This window comes from Leifsonia sp. RAF41 (assembly GCF_052114085.1).
Taxonomy (GTDB): Bacteria; Actinomycetota; Actinomycetes; order Actinomycetales; family Microbacteriaceae; genus Leifsonia.
In genome coordinates, this window is the sequence record NZ_JBFREB010000001.1 from 2,104,643 (window position 1) to 2,122,460 (window position 17,818).

Annotated in this window: 21 protein-coding genes; 4 read left to right on the plus strand and 17 right to left on the minus strand. The window is 69.9% G+C overall.

Annotated features, from left to right (window positions below):
- Positions 1-45: 45 nt before the first annotated feature.
- Entirely contained in the window at positions 46-3,450 is a 3,405-nt protein-coding gene (locus tag AB4Y74_RS10125) for a pyruvate carboxylase (protein WP_441798956.1), read from the minus strand.
- A 79-nt stretch (positions 3,451-3,529) separates the two neighbouring features.
- Here AB4Y74_RS10125 and AB4Y74_RS10130 point away from each other — a divergent pair, with 79 nt between their 5' ends.
- A complete protein-coding gene (locus tag AB4Y74_RS10130; protein WP_441800433.1) occupies positions 3,530-4,336 on the plus strand; it encodes a ParA family protein in 807 nt (268 codons plus the stop codon).
- A gap of 342 nt (positions 4,337-4,678) precedes the next feature.
- Here AB4Y74_RS10130 and AB4Y74_RS10135 read toward each other — a convergent pair whose 3' ends face one another.
- From AB4Y74_RS10135 to AB4Y74_RS10165, 7 genes are all read right to left on the minus strand, one after another.
- The gene (locus tag AB4Y74_RS10135; RefSeq protein WP_441798957.1) at positions 4,679-5,230 is read right to left on the minus strand and encodes a MerR family transcriptional regulator; all 552 of its coding nucleotides are present in this window, start codon (positions 5,228-5,230) and stop codon (positions 4,679-4,681) included.
- Positions 5,231-5,363: 133 nt separating this feature from the next.
- Complete coding sequence (ftsR, locus tag AB4Y74_RS10140; protein WP_441798958.1) at positions 5,364-6,056, minus strand: transcriptional regulator FtsR; 693 nt, start codon at positions 6,054-6,056, stop codon at positions 5,364-5,366.
- Complete coding sequence (locus tag AB4Y74_RS10145) at positions 6,056-6,562, minus strand: FHA domain-containing protein (protein ID WP_441798959.1); 507 nt, start codon at positions 6,560-6,562, stop codon at positions 6,056-6,058. Before AB4Y74_RS10145 ends, ftsR begins: the two co-directional genes overlap by 1 nt.
- On the minus strand, positions 6,555-7,187 hold the full coding sequence (locus AB4Y74_RS10150) for a CDP-alcohol phosphatidyltransferase family protein (protein ID WP_441798960.1): 633 nt from the start codon (positions 7,185-7,187) through the stop codon (positions 6,555-6,557). The genes AB4Y74_RS10145 and AB4Y74_RS10150 overlap by 8 nt, the downstream gene beginning before the upstream one ends.
- A 10-nt stretch (positions 7,188-7,197) precedes the next feature.
- Complete coding sequence (locus AB4Y74_RS10155) at positions 7,198-8,028, minus strand: DUF72 domain-containing protein (protein WP_441798961.1); 831 nt, start codon at positions 8,026-8,028, stop codon at positions 7,198-7,200.
- The gene (locus AB4Y74_RS10160; RefSeq protein ID WP_441798962.1) at positions 8,028-8,432 is read right to left on the minus strand and encodes an RNA-binding S4 domain-containing protein; all 405 of its coding nucleotides are present in this window, start codon (positions 8,430-8,432) and stop codon (positions 8,028-8,030) included. The genes AB4Y74_RS10155 and AB4Y74_RS10160 overlap by 1 nt, the downstream gene beginning before the upstream one ends.
- A gap of 1 nt (position 8,433) precedes the next feature.
- Positions 8,434-8,898: a HEAT repeat domain-containing protein gene (locus tag AB4Y74_RS10165; protein WP_441798963.1), complete on the minus strand. Its 465-nt coding sequence runs from the start codon at positions 8,896-8,898 to the stop codon at positions 8,434-8,436.
- Positions 8,899-8,930: 32 nt separating this feature from the next.
- Here AB4Y74_RS10165 and AB4Y74_RS10170 point away from each other — a divergent pair, with 32 nt between their 5' ends.
- A complete protein-coding gene (locus AB4Y74_RS10170; RefSeq protein ID WP_441798964.1) occupies positions 8,931-9,437 on the plus strand; it encodes a hypothetical protein in 507 nt (168 codons plus the stop codon).
- Here the strand turns inward: AB4Y74_RS10170 and AB4Y74_RS10175 are convergent.
- Positions 9,359-10,192, minus strand: coding sequence for a DUF1295 domain-containing protein (locus tag AB4Y74_RS10175; protein WP_441798965.1), 834 nt, complete (start codon positions 10,190-10,192; stop codon positions 9,359-9,361). The genes AB4Y74_RS10170 and AB4Y74_RS10175 overlap by 79 nt on opposite strands.
- A gap of 93 nt (positions 10,193-10,285) precedes the next feature.
- Here AB4Y74_RS10175 and AB4Y74_RS10180 point away from each other — a divergent pair, with 93 nt between their 5' ends.
- Entirely contained in the window at positions 10,286-10,588 is a 303-nt protein-coding gene (locus AB4Y74_RS10180) for a hypothetical protein (protein WP_441798966.1), read from the plus strand.
- Between the two features lie 8 nt (positions 10,589-10,596).
- Here the strand turns inward: AB4Y74_RS10180 and AB4Y74_RS10185 are convergent, their stop codons facing one another.
- Positions 10,597-10,986, minus strand: a complete 390-nt coding sequence (locus AB4Y74_RS10185) for a VOC family protein (protein WP_441798967.1) — start codon at positions 10,984-10,986, stop codon at positions 10,597-10,599.
- A gap of 67 nt (positions 10,987-11,053) precedes the next feature.
- Positions 11,054-12,001 (minus strand): J domain-containing protein, encoded by a 948-nt coding sequence (locus AB4Y74_RS10190; RefSeq protein ID WP_441798968.1) that lies wholly within the window; start codon positions 11,999-12,001, stop codon positions 11,054-11,056.
- A 147-nt stretch (positions 12,002-12,148) separates the two neighbouring features.
- Here AB4Y74_RS10190 and AB4Y74_RS10195 point away from each other — a divergent pair, with 147 nt between their 5' ends.
- Positions 12,149-12,535 carry a glyoxalase superfamily protein gene (locus tag AB4Y74_RS10195; RefSeq protein ID WP_441798969.1) on the plus strand — a complete coding sequence of 129 codons (387 nt, stop codon included), beginning with the start codon at positions 12,149-12,151 and terminating at the stop codon, positions 12,533-12,535.
- Between the two features lies 1 nt (position 12,536).
- On the opposite strand, the gene AB4Y74_RS10200 is transcribed toward AB4Y74_RS10195, so the two are convergent.
- From AB4Y74_RS10200 to AB4Y74_RS10225, 6 genes are read right to left on the minus strand one after another with little or no spacing between them, the layout of a single operon-like run.
- Positions 12,537-13,415 carry a prenyltransferase gene (locus AB4Y74_RS10200; RefSeq protein ID WP_441798970.1) on the minus strand — a complete coding sequence of 293 codons (879 nt, stop codon included), beginning with the start codon at positions 13,413-13,415 and terminating at the stop codon, positions 12,537-12,539.
- Entirely contained in the window at positions 13,412-13,735 is a 324-nt protein-coding gene (locus AB4Y74_RS10205) for a lycopene cyclase domain-containing protein (RefSeq protein WP_441798971.1), read from the minus strand. The genes AB4Y74_RS10200 and AB4Y74_RS10205 overlap by 4 nt, the downstream gene beginning before the upstream one ends.
- Positions 13,732-14,079 (minus strand): lycopene cyclase domain-containing protein, encoded by a 348-nt coding sequence (locus AB4Y74_RS10210; protein WP_441798972.1) that lies wholly within the window; start codon positions 14,077-14,079, stop codon positions 13,732-13,734. The genes AB4Y74_RS10205 and AB4Y74_RS10210 overlap by 4 nt, the downstream gene beginning before the upstream one ends.
- Positions 14,076-15,668: a phytoene desaturase family protein gene (crtI, locus tag AB4Y74_RS10215; RefSeq protein ID WP_441798973.1), complete on the minus strand. Its 1,593-nt coding sequence runs from the start codon at positions 15,666-15,668 to the stop codon at positions 14,076-14,078. Before crtI ends, AB4Y74_RS10210 begins: the two co-directional genes overlap by 4 nt.
- On the minus strand, positions 15,665-16,633 hold the full coding sequence (locus tag AB4Y74_RS10220) for a phytoene/squalene synthase family protein (RefSeq protein WP_441798974.1): 969 nt from the start codon (positions 16,631-16,633) through the stop codon (positions 15,665-15,667). The genes crtI and AB4Y74_RS10220 overlap by 4 nt, the downstream gene beginning before the upstream one ends.
- A complete protein-coding gene (locus AB4Y74_RS10225; RefSeq protein WP_441798975.1) occupies positions 16,630-17,754 on the minus strand; it encodes a polyprenyl synthetase family protein in 1,125 nt (374 codons plus the stop codon). Before AB4Y74_RS10225 ends, AB4Y74_RS10220 begins: the two co-directional genes overlap by 4 nt.
- Between the last annotated feature and the right edge of the window lie 64 nt (positions 17,755-17,818).

Here is a 17,818-nt window from a genome sequence, read left to right on the forward strand (position 1 = left end):
CGTTGCGCCCCACGAGGGACGCGACGGCCGGGCTCAGGCCCCGTCTCAGGCGGGCTGGATCACCACGATGAGGTCGCCGGCGTCCACCTGCTGCGTCTTCGGGATGGCGAGCCGCTCGACCGTCCCGGCCACCGGAGCGGTGATCGCGGCCTCCATCTTCATGGCCTCGATGGACGCGACGGCCTGACCGGCGGCGATGGTGTCGCCGACGCCGACCTGCAGCGTGACGACGCCCGAGAACGGTGCCGCGACATGCCCCGGCTTGGCGGAGTCCGCCTTCTCGGCGGCCTTCGACTCGACGGTGATGCTGCGGTCGCGCACGAACACCGGCCGCAATTGGCCGTTGAGCGTGGTCATCACGGTCCGCATCCCCTTCTCGTCCGCCTCGCCGATCGCCTCCAGGCCGATGTAGAGGCGCACCCCGCGGCTGAACTCGATGACGTGCTCGCTGCCCTGCTGCAGGCCGTACAGGTAATCGAGGGAGTCCACCACCGAGAGGTCGCCGAACAGCTCGCGCATCTGCTCGTAGATGCGCGTCGGCGCCGGGAACAGCAGCCGGTTCAGGGTGGCGCGGCGCTCCTCGCTGGAGCCCTCGAGGGCCGACGCGTCGTCGGCCGAGAGGTCCTCGACGCCGATCTTGACCGTCTTCCCGGCCAGGACCTTCGTGCGGAACGGCTCCGGCCATCCACCCGGGAGCTCACCGAGCTCGCCCGCCATGAAGCCAACGACGGAGTCGGGGATGTCGTAGTTCTGCGGGTTCTCGGCGAAGTCGTCGGGGTCGGCCTTGACCGCCGCGAGGTGCAGCGCCAGGTCGCCGACCACCTTCGAGGAGGGCGTCACCTTCGGGATGCGGCCCAGGATGCGGTTCGCCGCCGCATACATGTCTTCCACCAGCTCGAAGTCCTCGGCGAGCCCCAGTGCCTTCGCCTGCTGGCGGAGGTTGGAGAGCTGACCGCCCGGGATCTCGTGCTTGTAGACACGGCCGGTGGGGCCGGGCAGACCCGACTCGAACGGCCGGTACACCTGGCGCACGGCCTCCCAGTACGGCTCGAGGTCCTCGACAGCCGTCAGCGAGATGCCGGTGTCACGCTCGGTGTGCGCGAGAGCGGCCACCAGAGCGGAGGCGCTCGGCTGGCTCGTCGTTCCCGCCATCGGCGCGCTCGCCACATCCACCGCATCCGCACCGGCCCGGGATGCCGCGAGCAGCGTGGCGAGCTGGCCGCCCGGGGTGTCGTGGGTGTGCACGTGGACCGGCAGGTCGAAGCGCTCACGGAACGCCGCGACGAGCTTCTCGGCGGCGGACGGACGCAGCAGGCCCGCCATGTCCTTGATCGCCAGGATGTGCGCGCCGGAGTCGACGATCTGTTCGGCGAGACGCAGGTAGTAGTCGAGCGTGTACAGGTCTTCGGCGGGATCGAGCAGGTCGCCGGTGTAGCAGACGGCGACCTCGGCGATCGCCGAGCCGGTCGACAGCACCGACTCGATGGCCGGGCGCATCTGCGAGACGTCGTTGAGGGCGTCGAAGATGCGGAAAATGTCCACCCCGGTCGCCGCCGCCTCGCGCACGAAGGCGTCGGTCACCTGGGTCGGGTACGGCGTGTAGCCGACGGTGTTGCGGCCGCGGAGCAGCATCTGGATGTTGATGTTCGGCAGCGCCTCGCGCAGCGTCGCCAGGCGCTCCCACGGGTCCTCGCCGAGGAAGCGGAGTGCGACGTCGTAGGTCGCGCCTCCCCAGGCTTCGACGGAGAGCAGTTCGGGCGTCATCCGCGCGACATAGGGTGCGACCGCGACCAGGTCGCGGGTGCGGACGCGCGTGGCGAGGAGCGACTGGTGCGCGTCGCGGAACGTGGTCTCGGTGACCGCCAGCGCCTTCTGGGCACGCAGTGCCTCGGCGAAGCCCTTCGGGCCCAGCTCGAGCAGCCGCTGCCGTGACCCGGCAGGGGCCGGCGCGCTGAGGTCGATCTTCGGCAGCTTCTCCGTGGGGTGGGCCGTCTCCGGGTGTGCGCCGTTCGGCTGGTTGACGGTCACGTCGGCGAGCCAGTTGAGCACCTTCGTGCCGCGGTCCTTCGAGGCGCGGCCCTTGAACAGCTCCGGCCGCTCCTCGATGAACGAGGTGGAGACGTTGCCGGCGATGAAGTCCGGGTCCTCCATCACGGCCTGGAGGAAGGGGATGTTCGTGGCGACGCCGCGGACGCGGAACTCGGCCAGCGCGCGACGGGCCCGCAGCACGGCGGCGGGGAAGTCGCGGCCGCGGGTGATGAGCTTCGCCAGCATGGAGTCGAAGTGCGGGCTGATCTGCGCGCCCGGGTTGATCGTTCCACCGTCGAGGCGGATCCCCGCGCCGCCCGGGGAGCGGTACGTGGTGATCTTGCCGGTGTCCGGCCGGAAGCCGGCCGTCGGGTCCTCCGTGGTGATGCGGCACTGCAGGGCGGCACCGCGCATCTGGACCGTGTCCTGGCTGAGGCCGAGGTCGGCGAGCGTCTCCCCCGCCGCGATCCGGATCTGCGACTGCACGAGGTCGACGTCGGTGATCTCCTCGGTGACCGTGTGCTCGACCTGGATGCGCGGGTTCATCTCGATGAAGACGTGCTGGCCGGCGCGCTCGCCCGCCGTGTCGAGCAGGAACTCCACCGTTCCGGCGTTCTCGTAGTTGATCGAGCGGGCGAAGGCGATGGCATCGCGGTACAGCGCCTGCCGGATGTCGTCGGACAGGTTCGGGGCCGGCGCGATCTCGACCACCTTCTGGTGGCGGCGCTGCACCGAGCAGTCGCGCTCGAACAGGTGCATGGTGTCGCCGGTGGAGTCGGCGAGGATCTGGACCTCGATGTGGCGCGGCCGCAGAACGGCCTGCTCCAGGAACATCGTGGCGTCGCCGAACGCGCTGTCCGCCTCGCGCATGGCCTCTTCGAGGGCGGCACGCAGCTCGCCCTTGCTGTTCACGCGGCGCATGCCGCGGCCACCGCCACCGGCGACCGCCTTGGCGAAGATCGGGAACCCGATGTCGTCGGCGCCGGCGATGAGTTCGTCGATGTCGCGCGAAGGCGGAGTGGACTTGAGCACCGGGACGCCCGCGGCGATCGCGTGCTCCTTCGCGGTCACCTTGTTGCCGGCCATCTCGAGGACCTCGGCGCGCGGGCCGATGAACGCAATACCGGCCGCGCGGGCGGCGTCGGCGAGTTCGGGGTTCTCGGACAGGAACCCGTATCCCGGGTAGATCGCGTCGGCACCGGACTCCTGGGCGACGCGGATGATCTCCTGCACGTCCAGGTAGGCGCGGACGGGGTGACCCGGCTCACCGATCTGGTACGCCTCGTCGGCCTTCAGGCGGTGCATCGAGTTCCGGTCTTCGTACGGGAACACGGCGACCGTGCGGGCGCCGAGCTCGTACGCGGCCCGGAAAGCCCGGATGGCGATTTCACCGCGGTTGGCAACGAGGATCTTTCGGAACATGGGGACCTTTCGAGCAGGGGTCGACACCACACAGCAAACGGTTAGGTTCTCTAAGACTAGTAAAGGTAACGTGGCTGTCGTGCACGTACTCAGCGTTAGCTCCCTCAAGGGTGGTGTCGGAAAGACGACGGTGACGCTCGGACTGGCGTCAGCGGCGTTTGCGAAGGGCCTTCGCACGCTGGTCGTGGATCTCGACCCGCAGTCGGATGTCTCCACCGGCATGGATATCCAGGTCGCCGGACACCTCAATGTCGCCGATGTCCTCGCCTCCCCCAAGGAGAAGATCGTGCGCGCGGCGATCGCCCCGTCCGGCTGGACGAAGGGCCGCTCGGGCACCATCGACGTCATGATCGGGAGCCCGTCGGCCATCAACTTCGACGGCCCGCACCCGAGCATCCGCGACATCTGGAAGCTCGAGGAGGCGCTCGCCAACGTCGAGCACGACTACGAACTCGTGCTGATCGACTGCGCGCCTTCGCTCAACGCGCTCACTCGCACGGCTTGGGCCGCGAGCGACCGCGTCGCCGTGGTGACCGAGCCCGGCCTATTCTCCGTCGCGGCCGCCGACCGTGCCCTGCGCGCGATCGAGGAGATCCGCCGCGGTCTCTCGCCGCGCCTCCAGCCCCTCGGCATCATCGTGAACCGTGCCCGCGTCCAGTCGCTCGAGCACCAGTTCCGGATCAAGGAGCTGCGCGACATGTTCGGACCGCTCGTGCTGTCGCCGCAGCTGCCCGAGCGCACCTCCCTGCAGCAGGCCCAGGGCGCGGCGAAGCCGCTGCACGTGTGGCCCGGTGAGAGCGCCCAGGAGATGGCGCACAACTTCGACATGCTGCTGGAGCGCGTGCTCCGGACGGCGCGCCTCGGCGAGTACGCGACCGCTCCCTGACGTCGCCGCTGAGGGTGCGTGCTGCACTGGCGCGCCCTGTCGGCGTGCGGTCAGCGCGCGATTTGGCGCAAATCGCGGTTATGCGACCGCGATAACCGCGATTTGGCGCAAATCTCTGCCTCGACGACCGTCGCGGCCCCCGCGAAATCCCGATTCGTCACGAATCGTGCCGCCTTCAGCGCCGTCGAGGGAGGGCGAGGCGCGATTTGGCGCAAATCGTGGGAAAGGGAACCGCATAACCGCGAATTGGCGCAAATCTGCGGGACGGACCGGGCAGGCGGAGGGAAGCGGAGACCGTCAGGCGCGCCTAGACCGCGCGGAAGGGCTAGAGGCTGGGGGCGCTCAGGAGGCGCGCGTGCGCGAAGCGCGTCGGGCGGCCAGCTCGTCCATGGCGTCCGTCTGGGTGTCCAGTTCGACGAGGCTCGTCTCCACCTCGCGCAGCACCTTGCCGACCGCGATTCCGAAGACGCCCTGACCGCGGCTGACGAGGTCGATCACCTCGTCGTTGGAGGTGCACAGGTAGACGCTCGCGCCGTCGCTCATCAGCGTGGTCTGAGCGAGGTCGCTGACGCCCGACTCCCGCAGCTGGTTGACCGCCGTGCGGATCTGCTGGAGCGAGATACCGGTGTCGAGCAGGCGTTTCACGAGCTTGAGGACGAGGATGTCGCGGAAGCCGTACAGGCGCTGGGAGCCGGAACCGGCGGCGCCGCGGACGGTCGGCTCGACCAGCCCGGTGCGCGCCCAGTAGTCGAGCTGGCGGTACGAGATGCCGGCCGCGCGGGCGGCGACCGCGCCGCGGTAACCGTTCACGTCGTCCATCTCGGGGAGGCCGTCCGTGAACAGGAGCCCCAGGTCGTAGCGGGAGGCGCCGTCGTCACGACTCAGTTCGCTCATCAAGATCGCCTCTCACCCGGGTAGTGAATCTCGCGTCGCATCCGCGTCGCTTCATCCACGGTACCCATGCGGCGGTCGCCCGGCAACGACATCCGTCGTTTCGGTGTCGGCGTGTCGAGCTCCGGCGCCGCGCTCACGGGCGGAGTCGGGAGATGGACGAGCGAATGATGCTGCCACGGACCACGTCGAGCTGCGCCGCGATCTCGCGGGCGAGCTCGGCCGTGCGTGCCTTGCTGCTCACGTCGTTGCGCCGCGCGATCGGGACCAGGGCGGTCTCGATCAGGCCGATCTCGCGCTCGGCGGCCGCGCGGAACCCGCGGAGGTGCCGGGGCTCGATGCCGCTGCGCCGCAGCTCGGCGAGTGCGCGCAGCACGGTGAGTGCCTCGTCCCCGTACACATCGGAGGCGACGATGAGGGATGCGCTGACGGCGTCCTGCAGGAGCTCGGCGTCGGCGCCGGCCTCGCGCAGGAGCTCGTCCCGGCGGTAGCGCCGAGCGCCGCCGAGGATGGAGCCGGCCGGAGCGGCGCCAGGGAACACGGGGTCGAGCCCTGCGTCGAGCTCGGCGAAGTACTTCTTGATCACCTTGAGCGGGAGGTAGTGGTCGCGCTGCATCGCGAGCACCGCTCGCAGCCGATCGACGTCGGCGGATGCGAACTTGCGGTAGCCGGAGGCTGTGCGGGAGGGGGACACCAACCCGCGCTCCTCGAGGAAGCGCAGCTTCGACGACGACAGGTCGGGGAACTCTGGACTCAGCCGCCCGAGTACCTGGCCGATGCTGAGCAGGGCCGGAGCGTCACCGGCGGCCCGCTGGGCCGGCCGGGCCACTAGCCGTTCGCCGCTGCGGCGAGGTCGTGGCGCGAGGCGTAGAACGTCAGCCGGAACTTCCCGATCTGGACCTCGGCGGAGTCGGCGAGCAGGGCGCTCTCGATCCGCACACCGTCGTAGTACGTGCCGTTCAATGAGCCCAGATCGCGGACCTCGAACGAGGTGCCGCGGCGCGTGAACTCCGCGTGACGGCGCGACACCGTCACGTCGTCCAGGAAGATGTCGGCGTTCGGGTGGCGGCCAGCGGTCGTCACGTCGGCGTCGAGGAGGAACCGCGCGCCCGAGTTGGGCCCGCGACGCACGATGAGCAGCGCCGAACCGGACGGGAGGGCCGCGATGGCCTCCAGCTCCTCGGGCGAGACCTCGCCCGACGGGTACATCTTCGAGACGAAGTCCTCGCCGAAACGCGCGGTCGTGTCCTCGTTGCTCGCGGGGTCGCGCAGGGGGCCCCGGGCGGCGTCGTCGGCTTCACCGGCCGCAGCGTTGGGGTTAATGTCTTCAGGCACCGTCTACCTCCTTGCCGTCCAGCGTATCCGATGGAGCGCCCCTGTCATCGGCCGGACGGCGGATGACCCGTGCCGTCTCCCGGATGTACACGATTCCCGCCCACCAGTAGAGGAACGCACCCCACAAGGCGAACGCCCATCCGAGCGGCAGCGATACGGGTGCGAGCGGCGTGAACGCCTCCCCGAGCATCAACAGGGGAAGCGCCCAGAAGAGGCAGAAAGTGGCCACTTTCCCGAGGTGGTGCACGGGGAGCGGGCCGAAGCCGTGGTTCGCGAGGATGATGCCGAGGACGGCGAGCATCACATCCCGCGCCACGATCACGATGAAGAGCCACCAGGGGATCACTTCGCGCCAGCAGAGCCCGATCAGGGCGGCGAAGATGTAGAGGCGGTCGGCGGCCGGATCGAGCAGCTGACCGAGGCGGGACTCCTGACGGAGGCGCCGGGCGAGCCAGCCGTCGAGGAAGTCCGTCGCGCTGGCGAACACCAGCACCAACAGAGCGGGGCCGTCTTCGCCGGTGATGACGAGCCAGAGGAAGACCGGGACGAGCGCGAGCCGGAAGAAGCTCAGGACGTTCGGGATCGTCCAGACCCGCGAACTCACGACGGCGCTGTCTCCTTCCACACCTCTGAGTCTAGTGAGGACGCGGCGTCCAGCCCGCGAGCCGGTCGCGCAGCCCCATCGCGTCGTAGGGCGCCCGCACCTTCACATCGTTGTCGAAGTAGGCGTAGACGTCCATTCCGCGTTCAAGCCAGCCGCCGAGCTCCGCCGCCCACCGGTCCAGCGACTCGTCGGTGTAGCCGCTCGTGTACAGTTCCTCGTCGCCGTGCAGTCGTACATACGCGAACTCGGCCGTCAACTCCCGGATGACCGGGTAGCGGCCCGCGGTGTCGGCCAGCACGATCGCGACATCGTGGGTACGGGCGAGCTCGGTGAAGGCGGGGACGTCGAAGGATGCGTGCCGCACCTCGACCGCGTGACGCAACGGCCGGTCGGCGTCGGCCGCGGTGTGGGTGCGGTCCTCGTCGAGCGTCGTCTCGCCCGCCAGCGCGGAGGCCTCGGTCGTGGTGCGGGGCAGCATGCCGAGGAACGCATCCACCGACTCCGCATCGAACTGCAGGGTCGGCGGTAGCTGCCACAGCAGCGGACCGAGCTTCGGCCCCAGGGCGAGGACGCCGGAGGCGAAGAAGTTGGCGAGCGCCGGGCGCGCATTTCTCAGCCGCAGGATGTGCGTGATGTACCGGCCGCCCTTGACGCTGAACACGAACCCGTCGGGGGTGTGCTCCGCCCAGGTGCGGTAGCTGGATGGGCGCTGCAGCGAGTAGAAGCTGCCGTTGATCTCGATCGAGTCCAACCGCTCGGAGGCGTACTCCAGTTCCAGCCGGTGCTGCAGCTTCGGAGGGTAGAAGACGCCGCGCCAGGGTGCGTAGGTCCATCCCGAGATCCCGATGCGCGCGAGCGCCATCAGCGGCCCCGGAGGTGGTCGAGCATCCGCCGCTCCCGCTTGGTCGGGCGTCCGGCGCCGCGCTCCCGGGTGACTGTCGCCGGCGTCTCCGTGCGCGGCGCGGGCGGAGGTGTGCGGTCTTCGAAGCAGTCGGCGGCGACGGCCGCGCTGACGCGCTTCACGATCAGGCGGCGGGCGATGTAGATGTGCTCCGTGCCGCCCGCGAAGGCGCGCACCTCATCCCCCACCTTCACCGGCTGCGCGGGCTTCGCACGGTCGCCGTTGACCTTCAGATGGCCGGCCTTGCACGCGTCGGACGCGGCCGAGCGCGTCTTGAACAGCCGCACCGCCCACGCCCAGGAGTCGACGCGCACGCTGGACGGCCCCTGCTGCGGGACGCTGCGCGACGGGTCGGATCCGGTCACGTCAGCCCACCGGGAGCGGCTGCTGCTCGTCGGCGAGCGACGCCTTCCACTTCACCAGGCTGCGCACCGTGCGGCTGCGGTCGCCGGCGAGCTTCTCCATGACGTCGGTGGGCACGAAGTAGTTGACGGCCACCCAGCCGCGCACCGTCTCCGACCGGTCGTCGGCGAGCATCCGGAGAATGTCGCACGGGGTCGCCTCGTTCTTCGCGACGCAGCCGCGCACGCCCTCGTCGGGGTCCTTGGCGAGAGCCAGGAAGAGGTCCTCCGGGGTGTTGTAGCTGCTCGCAACGGCCTCCCGGATCTTCGGGTTCGGGTCGGTCGCCAACAATCGCAACCGGCGGACCTTGCTCTCCGTCACCTCGGGCGCCGGGTGCAGTGCGGCTGCTTCTTCGGCGGTGAGCATGGCCGGCCGGTGGCTCCGCATCGCCTGACGCTGAGCGGGGGTGTTGAACCGGATGCACGACATATTCCCACCGTAGCCCGGGTTACCGTGATTGCATGGAAACTCTCCTCGCGCGGCTCGACCGCATCGCGGGAGGCCGTCACGCCGCGTATACCGTGCCCGAGGACGGTCGCACCCATCCCCGGACGCGCCGGGCGTTCACCGTCATCACCTGGCTTCTGGCCGCCGAGCTCGTCATCGGGCTTTCCGCGGTCGTGGTCGCGGTCGTCCTGACCCGTGACGGCGTCGTCGTGGCGTTCCCGGTGTGGATGCGCTCGGTGATCGTGCTCGGCATGACGGCGACACTCTTCTACTTCGCCTGGCGCGCGCAGAGGGGCTACTACTGGGCGTACTCGCGCCTCCGGCTGTTCGCGAAGATCTTCCCGGTGGTCACGCTGGTGATCGCCGCGATCCCCGGGCTGTACCCGCTGTGGATGGTGACCGAGCAGATCGTGTTCAGCCTCATCCTGATCGGCGTCGCCGACTACTTGGACTCCGACCATATGCGGGCCGTGTTCCCGCGGCCTGGGAACCACGGCACCACGGGTGACGTGCGGGTCTGATACTCGGCGTACTCCGGGTAGCGGGCGCGGGAGATGCTCTCCGTGAACACGGTGGACCCGATGAACAGCCCGGTCAGGAGCAGCGGGCCGAGGACGGTCCACTGCAGGAGCGAGCCCGCGGCCACACAGCCGAACAGGAACACCACCCACCACTGCGCCTGCTCGAAGAAGAAGTTGGGGTGCCGGGAGAAGCGGAACAGCCCGGACTGCAGGAACTTCGGCGAGGGCTGACGGCCCGCTGCGGTCTCCTGCTTCTTCCACTCGTGGAAGCGCCACTGCTGCTGGTCGGCGATCGTCTCGCCCGTCAGGAAGGCCAGGAACACCGCCGCCAGGATGATGTCCAGCGCGTTGAGCGGTGTCCGGTGCTGGTAGGCCGTCCAGGCGGGCAGCGTTATCAGGAGCAGCAGGACATTCTGGTAGATGACGATGAAGAACAGGTTGAAGAGCTGGAACGCCCCGGCGCCCATCCGCCCGCGGAGCACCTCCCACCGGTAGTCCTCGCCGCCCGGAGCGTAGCCGCCCTTGCGCGCGAAGTTGAAGGTGAGCCGCGCGCCCCACAGAGTGACCAGAACGGCGATGAGATCGAGCCGTGCGTCCGCGAGGCCGGCGGCACCGGCGAACACCCAGATGTAGACGACGGGGACGATCGACCAGATGCGGTCGACCCAGGAGTGCTCCTTCGTGACGAGGGAGAGCACCCAGGTGCCCAGACACGCGACGACCAGGATCCACAGGCAGATGATGAACGGCTCCACGACCACATCCTAGGTCTGAGCCGGATCGTCTGCCTCCTGTGCGTCTTCTGTGTCGCACTCGAACTCCGCCCAGGACGCGCCTAACGTGTGGGCGTGTCGAATTCCGGGTCGCGGACTTTCCGTGCGGTACTCCTCCGCGGTGACGGGGAGCCGCCGTACGCGCTGACGCTGCTCGCCGAGGTGGACGTGCCGCCGAGCCGCGTCCGCGTGCCGGCGGAGTTCGAGGGCACGTCAGCGTTCGAGGTCTTCGAGCTGGCCGACGACCGGGGCTGGCCGGTCGAGGCGACCTACCAGCTCGTGGCGACCATCCCGCGCTCGACTGCCGACCTGCCGGTCGACGAGACCATCACGTGGGATCTGGACGACCTCGACAGCGACGACGAGCCGCTCGCCTGAGCGAGCCCTCAGTCTTGCAGGACCGACAGCACGTTGCCTGCCGGGTCGCGGAACCACGCGATGTCCGGGCCCCGGTCGACCGATCGGCCCCGCAGCACACCCTTCTCGTCCGTCGGCAGCTGCGGATCGTCGTAGATGGCGGTGACCACGCCCTTCGCGTTCAGCTCGTCGACAGCCGCATCGATGTCGTCGACGACGAGATTCAGAATGGTGAACGTCGCGGGCGTGTGGTCCTCCTTCGGGTAGATGAACACGTGACCGCCGGCGGGCAGTTCGAGGTCGAGATTGCCCATGGGGCCGTCCGAGATGCGCAAGCCGAGCGTCTCGCCGTAGAAGGCTTTCGCCGCGGGGATGTCGTCGACGCTGAAGCCGCTGAAGATTTCGAGTGGGGTGACCATGGCGTCCACTCTGCTCGCGTTGCGCGCCCGGTGTCTAGAGCGTCGCCACCCTGCGGAGAACATCGGCTCAGACGAACCGCACGGCTTCCTGCAACCGCGTCCGCAGCTCGAACGCGCGATCGACGCTCTCACGCCCGGCGGCGTTCGCCCCATCGCGGAGGACGCGCGGCAGGAGCGACCGGCGCACCACCATTGCACCCGTGAGCCGGCCACGGCGGACCACGTCGAACGGGACGTCCAGGTCGTTGTCCGGCACGACCACGATCAGACCGGTGAACCGCACCCCCGCCTGACGGCCGAAGCTCTTCGACGCGTGGTACAGATCGCGGAAGGGTTCCTCATCCGGTCCGATGCCGGCACCGACGATCTCGCCCTTGGCCAGCTTGACGGCACCGCCCCAATCGGCGGAGCGGATCGCGAACAGTCCGGCCGGCCCGAGCACGATGTGGTCGAGCTTCGCGTCGGTCGAGGGATGCACGGCCACGTCGTTCCAGATCGTGAAGCCGATGCCGAGCCCGGTGACGGCACGGGCCGTCGCCTCCTCGGCGAGCGCCTCCGCCAGCAGCTGACGGATCTCGCGCGGGGCGGAGCGGACGAGCGCAGGGTCGTACGGGTCGCGGTCGTCCGTGCCCCGGCCCATCCACTCGCGCATCAGGCCGAGGAACCGCTCGCGCGACCGGCCGCCGGGATGCCCGTAGCTGCGCGCGCGGACCGACGCGCCGCCCGGACCCGGGCGCGAGGTGTGAAAGGTGGCGCTGAAGCCGCCGCCCGCCGAGTCGCCGGCGACGGCATCGACCGTGATGCTCTCGCCGCGGTCGTAGCGCGCTCGGTCATCAGGCTCGCCGATCAGTTCCCACGCGTGCTGCACGGCCTGGAACGCCGCTGCGGTGCCGCCGGTGTCGGGATGCGTCTCCCGCAGCAGTCGCCGATAGGCGCGCCGCAGTTCGTCCGTGCTCACATCGGGGCGGACGCCGAGCACCTCGTAGGGGGTGGGCGAGGCCGGTGAGTCGCTCATCGCTTGGCTGAAGCTTTCGGGTCTGGTGGGCGGTCGAGGATTCGACGATAGCGCGCGGATCCGCAAAATCGCCGAATTCGCATTGCGGCCGGAAACTGACCGGATGCGGTCGTAGCGTGGAGTCAATCGAACAGGAAGGCACTCATCATGGCCATCAGCGACTGGCGCGTCGAGCTCATCATCCTCCCCGTCACCGACGTCGATCGGGCGAAGGCGTTCTATGTCGACAGCCTCGGCTGGAACGCCGACATGGATCAGCGCGTCTCCCCCACCCTGCGGTTCGTGCAGGTGACGCCTCCCGGTTCTGCGTGCTCGATCGCGTTCGGCGAGAGCCTCACCGACATGACGCCTGGCACGATGAAGGGCCTGCAGATCGTGGTACCGAACGCGGACGAGGCGCTGGCGCACCTCGCCGAGCAGGGCATCGAGGCCACCGGGGTGAACGACCTGGCGTGGGGCCGCTTCGTCGACTTCACCGACCCGGACGGGAACGCCTGGACGCTCCAGGAACTCCCGAAGCGGGAGGCGAACTGACCTACCGGACCGCCGCCCAGAGGATGAGCAGGAGCGTCACCAGGAAGCCGCAGGCGTAGTTGATCCACAAGAAGCGCCGCCAGCCGCGGTTGGCGGCGCTCGCCCCCGCGTCGGTGACCGACCAGAACGGGGCCGCCGTCGCGATGTACGGGAGGGCGAGCACGGCTGCGAGCGGTCCCGGCCACGGCGTCAGCAGCATCGCCGCCCCGGCGAGCGCCCACGCCGCGATGGCGACCCGGACGGTGGCGGCTGCGCCGATGGCGGTGGCGATGGAGGCGATCCCCGCCTCGCGGTCGGGCACCACATCCTGAACCGCTCCGAACGCGTGGCTGCCGATCCCCCACAGGAAGAACGCGAGCAGCACCAGCCAGAGCCCGGGCGTGAACACCGCTCCGGCGAGCACGAGGCCGTACAAGGCCGGACTCACGAAGTGGACGCTGGATGTGACCGAGTCGAGGAAGGGGACCTCTTTGAACCGCAGCCCTTTCGCCGAGTAGGCCACGACCGCGAACAGCGAGAACGCGAGCACCAGCCACGACAACGGCGAGCCGACGATCACGAGGTAGACCACGAACGGGACCGTCGAGACCACGGCGGCCACGAGCGTGCGGCGATGTGCCGAGCGGTCCAGGAGCGCGCCCTCAGCTCCGCCCTTCCTCGGGTTGCGGAGGTCGGACTCGTAGTCGAAGACGTCGTTGATCCCGTACATCGCCAGGTTGTACGGGATGAGGAAGAACACTGTCCCGACGACGAAGGTGAGGTCGATGCGGCCGGTCGTGAGCAGATAGGCGGCGGCGAACGGGAAGGCGGTGTTGATCCAGCTCAGCGGACGCGAGACCAGCACCAGCTGCCGGAACGGAGCCGGGACCACGGCGGTCACGCCCGCGTCCCCCGGCGGCGCGTGAGCAGCCACAGGGCCGGGAGCAGCACCAGCGCTGCGAGCGGATAGCTGAAGTCTTCGAGCGGCACGAGAACCAGCTTGGCACCGGTGATGTGCGCGTCGGCGTAGGTCATGAATCCCGCGACGATCATGAGGTTGTCGAACACCGCCGTCAGCACCAGCACCACCAGAGCGGCGAGCAGCGTGGGAGCCCACCAGCGACGGACCAGCCGGGCGCGGTCGGGCGCCAGGATGAGGGCGACCGCGAGTACGACGACGGCCACGGCCAGGAAGACGAGGCTGAGCAGCGCGTACGTCATCCGTCGCTCCCGTGCCCGCGCGCGCCGCTCCCCCGGCGATCGAGCACCGCACGGCCGCCGAACAGCACCACGAGGGTCAGATAGCAGAGGAAGAGGAGGAAGAACACCTCCTCGAGCGGGAACTCGGGCGCCAGCACGATGCCGGTCATGAACCGGGAACCACCGCGAGCGAAGACCCCCAGGACGATGCCCGCGGCATCCCAGACCAGAAAGAACACCAGCCCCAGCGCGAGCACGATCGTCGCGCGCCGCGCATCCCTCCAGAACACCAGCCGGAACCGGGCGTCGAGCAGCACCATCGCCCCCAGCGCGACCAGCAGGCACGCCAGGTAGACGATGCTCACGACACGCGCTCCGCCTGCGGGGCCGGGAGGGGTTCGGGAAGCGGGCCCGCGCTTCCGTCACCACGGAGGCGCTTCACCACGAGTTCGGCGCTGATCAGGCACATCGGCAGGCCGATGCCGGGGATCGTGGAGGATCCGGCGTAGAGCAGACCGTCGCCTTTCTTGGACGCGTTCCCCGGGCGGAAGAACGCGCTCTGCCGCAGGATGTGGGCCGCTCCGAGTGCGCCGCCCCGCCACGCGTTCAGGTCGGTGGCGAAGTCCTCGGGCCCGACGGTGCGGCGAACGACGACGCGATCCGCGAGGTCCGGGATGCCGGCCCACGCGGAGATCTGGGCGATGGCCGCATCGGCCGCGCGCTCGATCGCCCGGTCACCCGCTCCGTCGACCCCTCCGGCGCCGAGCGAGACGTCGGCCGGCACGGGGATCAGCACGAACAGGTTCTCGTGGTTGTCCGGCGCCACGTTCGGGTCGGTCTCGCTCGGCATGCAGACGTAGAGCGACGCCGGGTCCGGGATGCCGGGGTCCGGCCCGTAGATGGTCTGGAAGTTCGCCTCCCAGTCCGTGGTGAAGAACAGGTTGTGGTGGGTCAGCTGCGGCAGCCGCCCGCGCACGCCGAGCATCGCGAGAACGACGCCCGGACCCGGGTCGCGGCGGTCCCAGACCTTCTCGGGGTGCGTGCGGAGCGACTCCGGGAGCAAGGCAGTCTCAGTGTGGTGGAGGTCGGCCGCCGAGACCACGATGTCGGCGTCCACGATGTGCAGACGGCCCGCCGCATCCCGGTACTCCACGCCGGCCGCGTGCGGTCGTCGCGAGCCGTCCGCGGTGCGGATCGCGGTGACGCGCGCGCCCGTGACCAGGTGCGCGCCGGCACCGGCCGCCAGGGAGGCGATCCGGTCGATCAACTCGGCGAAGCCGCCGAGCGGGTAGCGGACGCCGTCGTCCAGGTCGAGGTGGCTCATCAGGTGGTACATGCTGGGCGCCCGGTCGGGCGAGGTCCCGAGGAACACCGCCGGGTAGCCGAGGATCTGCCGCAGCCGGTTGTCGGAGACGAAGCCGGCGACGTACCGGTCGAGGGGTTGCAACAGCAGCCGGGCGAGGCGCGGCAGATGACGGATCAGGTCGGGCGCGAGCAACGGCCGGAGGTCGGCGAAGGTGCTGTACAGGAAGCGGTCCACCGCCATCCGGTAGGTCTCGGCGGCACCCGCGAGGTAGCGGTCGAGCGCGGCCGCGGCGCCCGGCTCCTCGTGCTCGAACATGGCCCGGTTGCCGGCGCCGTCGGCGCGCACGTCGAGCGGAGGCCGCCCGTCCTCCGAGAACACGCGGTAGCCGGGGTCCAGCGTCACCAGGTCGAGCTGCTCCTGCGTTGAGGTGCCCATCAGCCGGAAGAAGTGGTCGAAGACCTCCGGCATCAGGTACCACGACGGGCCGGTGTCGAAGCGGAAGCCGTCGTGCTGCCACGAGCCCGCACGGCCGCCGAGCGTCTGCTTCTGCTCCAACAGCGTGACCGCGTAGCCCTCGCGTGCGAGCAGTGCCGCCGTCGCGAGACCGGCGATGCCCCCGCCGATGACGGCGACGCGCCGGCCGGTCATGGCTTCTGCTCCGGGCGTGCCGCCGACGCGGGGACGATGGAGGCGGTGCGCCCCGCCGCCGCGCCGCGGGGAACAGCGGACACCACCGTGGCACGCGCGAGGATGCCGAGCTTCACCCGCGTCGGGACACTGACGCGCCGGCTCAACAGCTCGGTCGCGGGCGTCTCCCGGATCCGGTCGCTCAACTCGGCGAACAGCCCGTGGGCCGCGGTGATGGCGCGGCGGCAGTTGTCCGGCAGGTCCGGGATGGCATCGGCGGCCGCGCCGAGGTCGCAGTCGATGTCGACGACCAGGGCGAGCTTCTGCCGCTCGGTGAGGTGGGTCGGGTCGATCCCAGGGAAGTAGCTGCGGCCGAGTTCCGTCCAGTCGACGGCGAGGTCGCGCAGGAAGTTGATCTTCTGGAAGGCGGAGCCCAGCCTCCGCGCCCCCGCCTCGAGGCGCCGGCGCGTGTCGGCGTCGACCGGCGAGTCGGCGAGGAAGACCTTCAGGCACATCAGCCCGATCACCTCGGCCGAGCCGTACACGTAGTCCCGCAGCTCATCGGCCGAGAAGTCGACGGGGCTCAGATCCCGGCGCATGGAGCTGAAGAAGGGACGCGTCAGCTCGACCCCGATGCCAGCTGTACGCGCGGTCACCGCGAACGAGTGCACGACGACGTTGGCGCTGTAGCCGGTGCGCATGGCGCGCTCGGTGTCCGCCTCCAGGGCATCGAGGAGTTCACGCTGGTCGGGGAGGCTCAGACCCGCTTCGGCTGCTGCGCCATCGACGATCTCATCGGCGATGCGGACCAGGGCGTAGACGTCCTCCACCTGCGGGCGGACGCGCTGCCCGAGCAGGCGGGTCGCCATCCCGAACGACGTCGAGTAGGCGTGGATGATGGTGGCTGCGCCGGCATGCGCGGCACCGGTGTAGGTGGCGAGGTCGGTCGGCGGTGTGCCGATGGGGGCCTCCGGTGCGCGTGTCATGCGATCCTCCCGATACACGAGCGTGCCACGTCGGACAGCGGTTCCGATAGGGCCGACGGGATGGACGGGCTGTCGAGCAGGGCGATCGCACGCTCGACATGCTGGGCGAGGAGTCGCTCGACGAAGCGCCGGGCGCCGCACTCCTCGAGCACCTCGGCCAGCCGGGCCGCCTCGTGCAGCGAGAGGTCGCCGCAGCCGAGGGAGGGCACGACGTCTTCCCAGAGGGCGGTGCCGCGGGCATAGGCGATCAGGGAGGTCTCCTTGCCCTGCCGCAGGTCGCTCACGATGCTCTTGCCGGTGACGTCCTCACTGCCGAACACCCCGAGGAGGTCGTCTCCGAGCTGGAACGCGATGCCGACGAGCCGGCCGTACTCGGCCAGGGTGGTGAGCACGTCCTCACCGCCTCCCGCCAGGAGCGCGCCGGTCATCAGCGGGCCGGACACGGAGTAGGCGGCGGTCTTGTGCTCGGTCATCGCCAGGACGTCTTCGAGCGCGGGGGTGTCGGGCCCGAGCCGTTCGGCGAGCGCGACATCCGCCAGTTCCCCGGCTGCCGTGACGAAGACGCCGTGGTCGAGGATCTCGAGGAGGCGCTCGCGCGTCCACTCGTCCACCGGCACGCGGGCCAGCGTCGAGGAGGCGGCGTGGAGCAGCAGGTCGCCGGCGAGGATTGCGCCCGCCTCCCCCCAGCGCCGGCCGCGTCCGCTGTCGGCCCCGCGGGACAGGGCGTCGGCGGAGAATGCGCCCGCGACGTTCGGCCGGCCGCGGCGAACGGTGTCGCCGTCGATGACGTCGTCGTGGAGCAGGAAGGCGGTGTGCAGGAGCTCGTACGCGACCGCAGCGGTGAAGGCGGCGTCGTGGTCGGTTCCGCCCAGCCCGCGGTAGGCGGTCAGGACGAAACGCGGACGGATGCGCTTCCCGCCCTCGGCGGCATCGCGTGCGCTCTCCCAGAGCCGCCGGTACGACGGGCCGAAGGCGGAGGCCGCCGAGATCCGGTCGGCGAAGTACCCGTTCAGGCGGGCGTCGACCGCGGCGAGGTCGGGCTCGAGGTCGTTCGTGCGACGGGCAGCGCTGCCGGAGCCGTGCTCGACAGGATTCCGTGTCTCGGAGTGCAGTTGCGTCATACCGGCGCTCCCTTGTCTAGCTTGGGTAGCAAATAACCTAGCACGCATCTTACGAATGGGAATA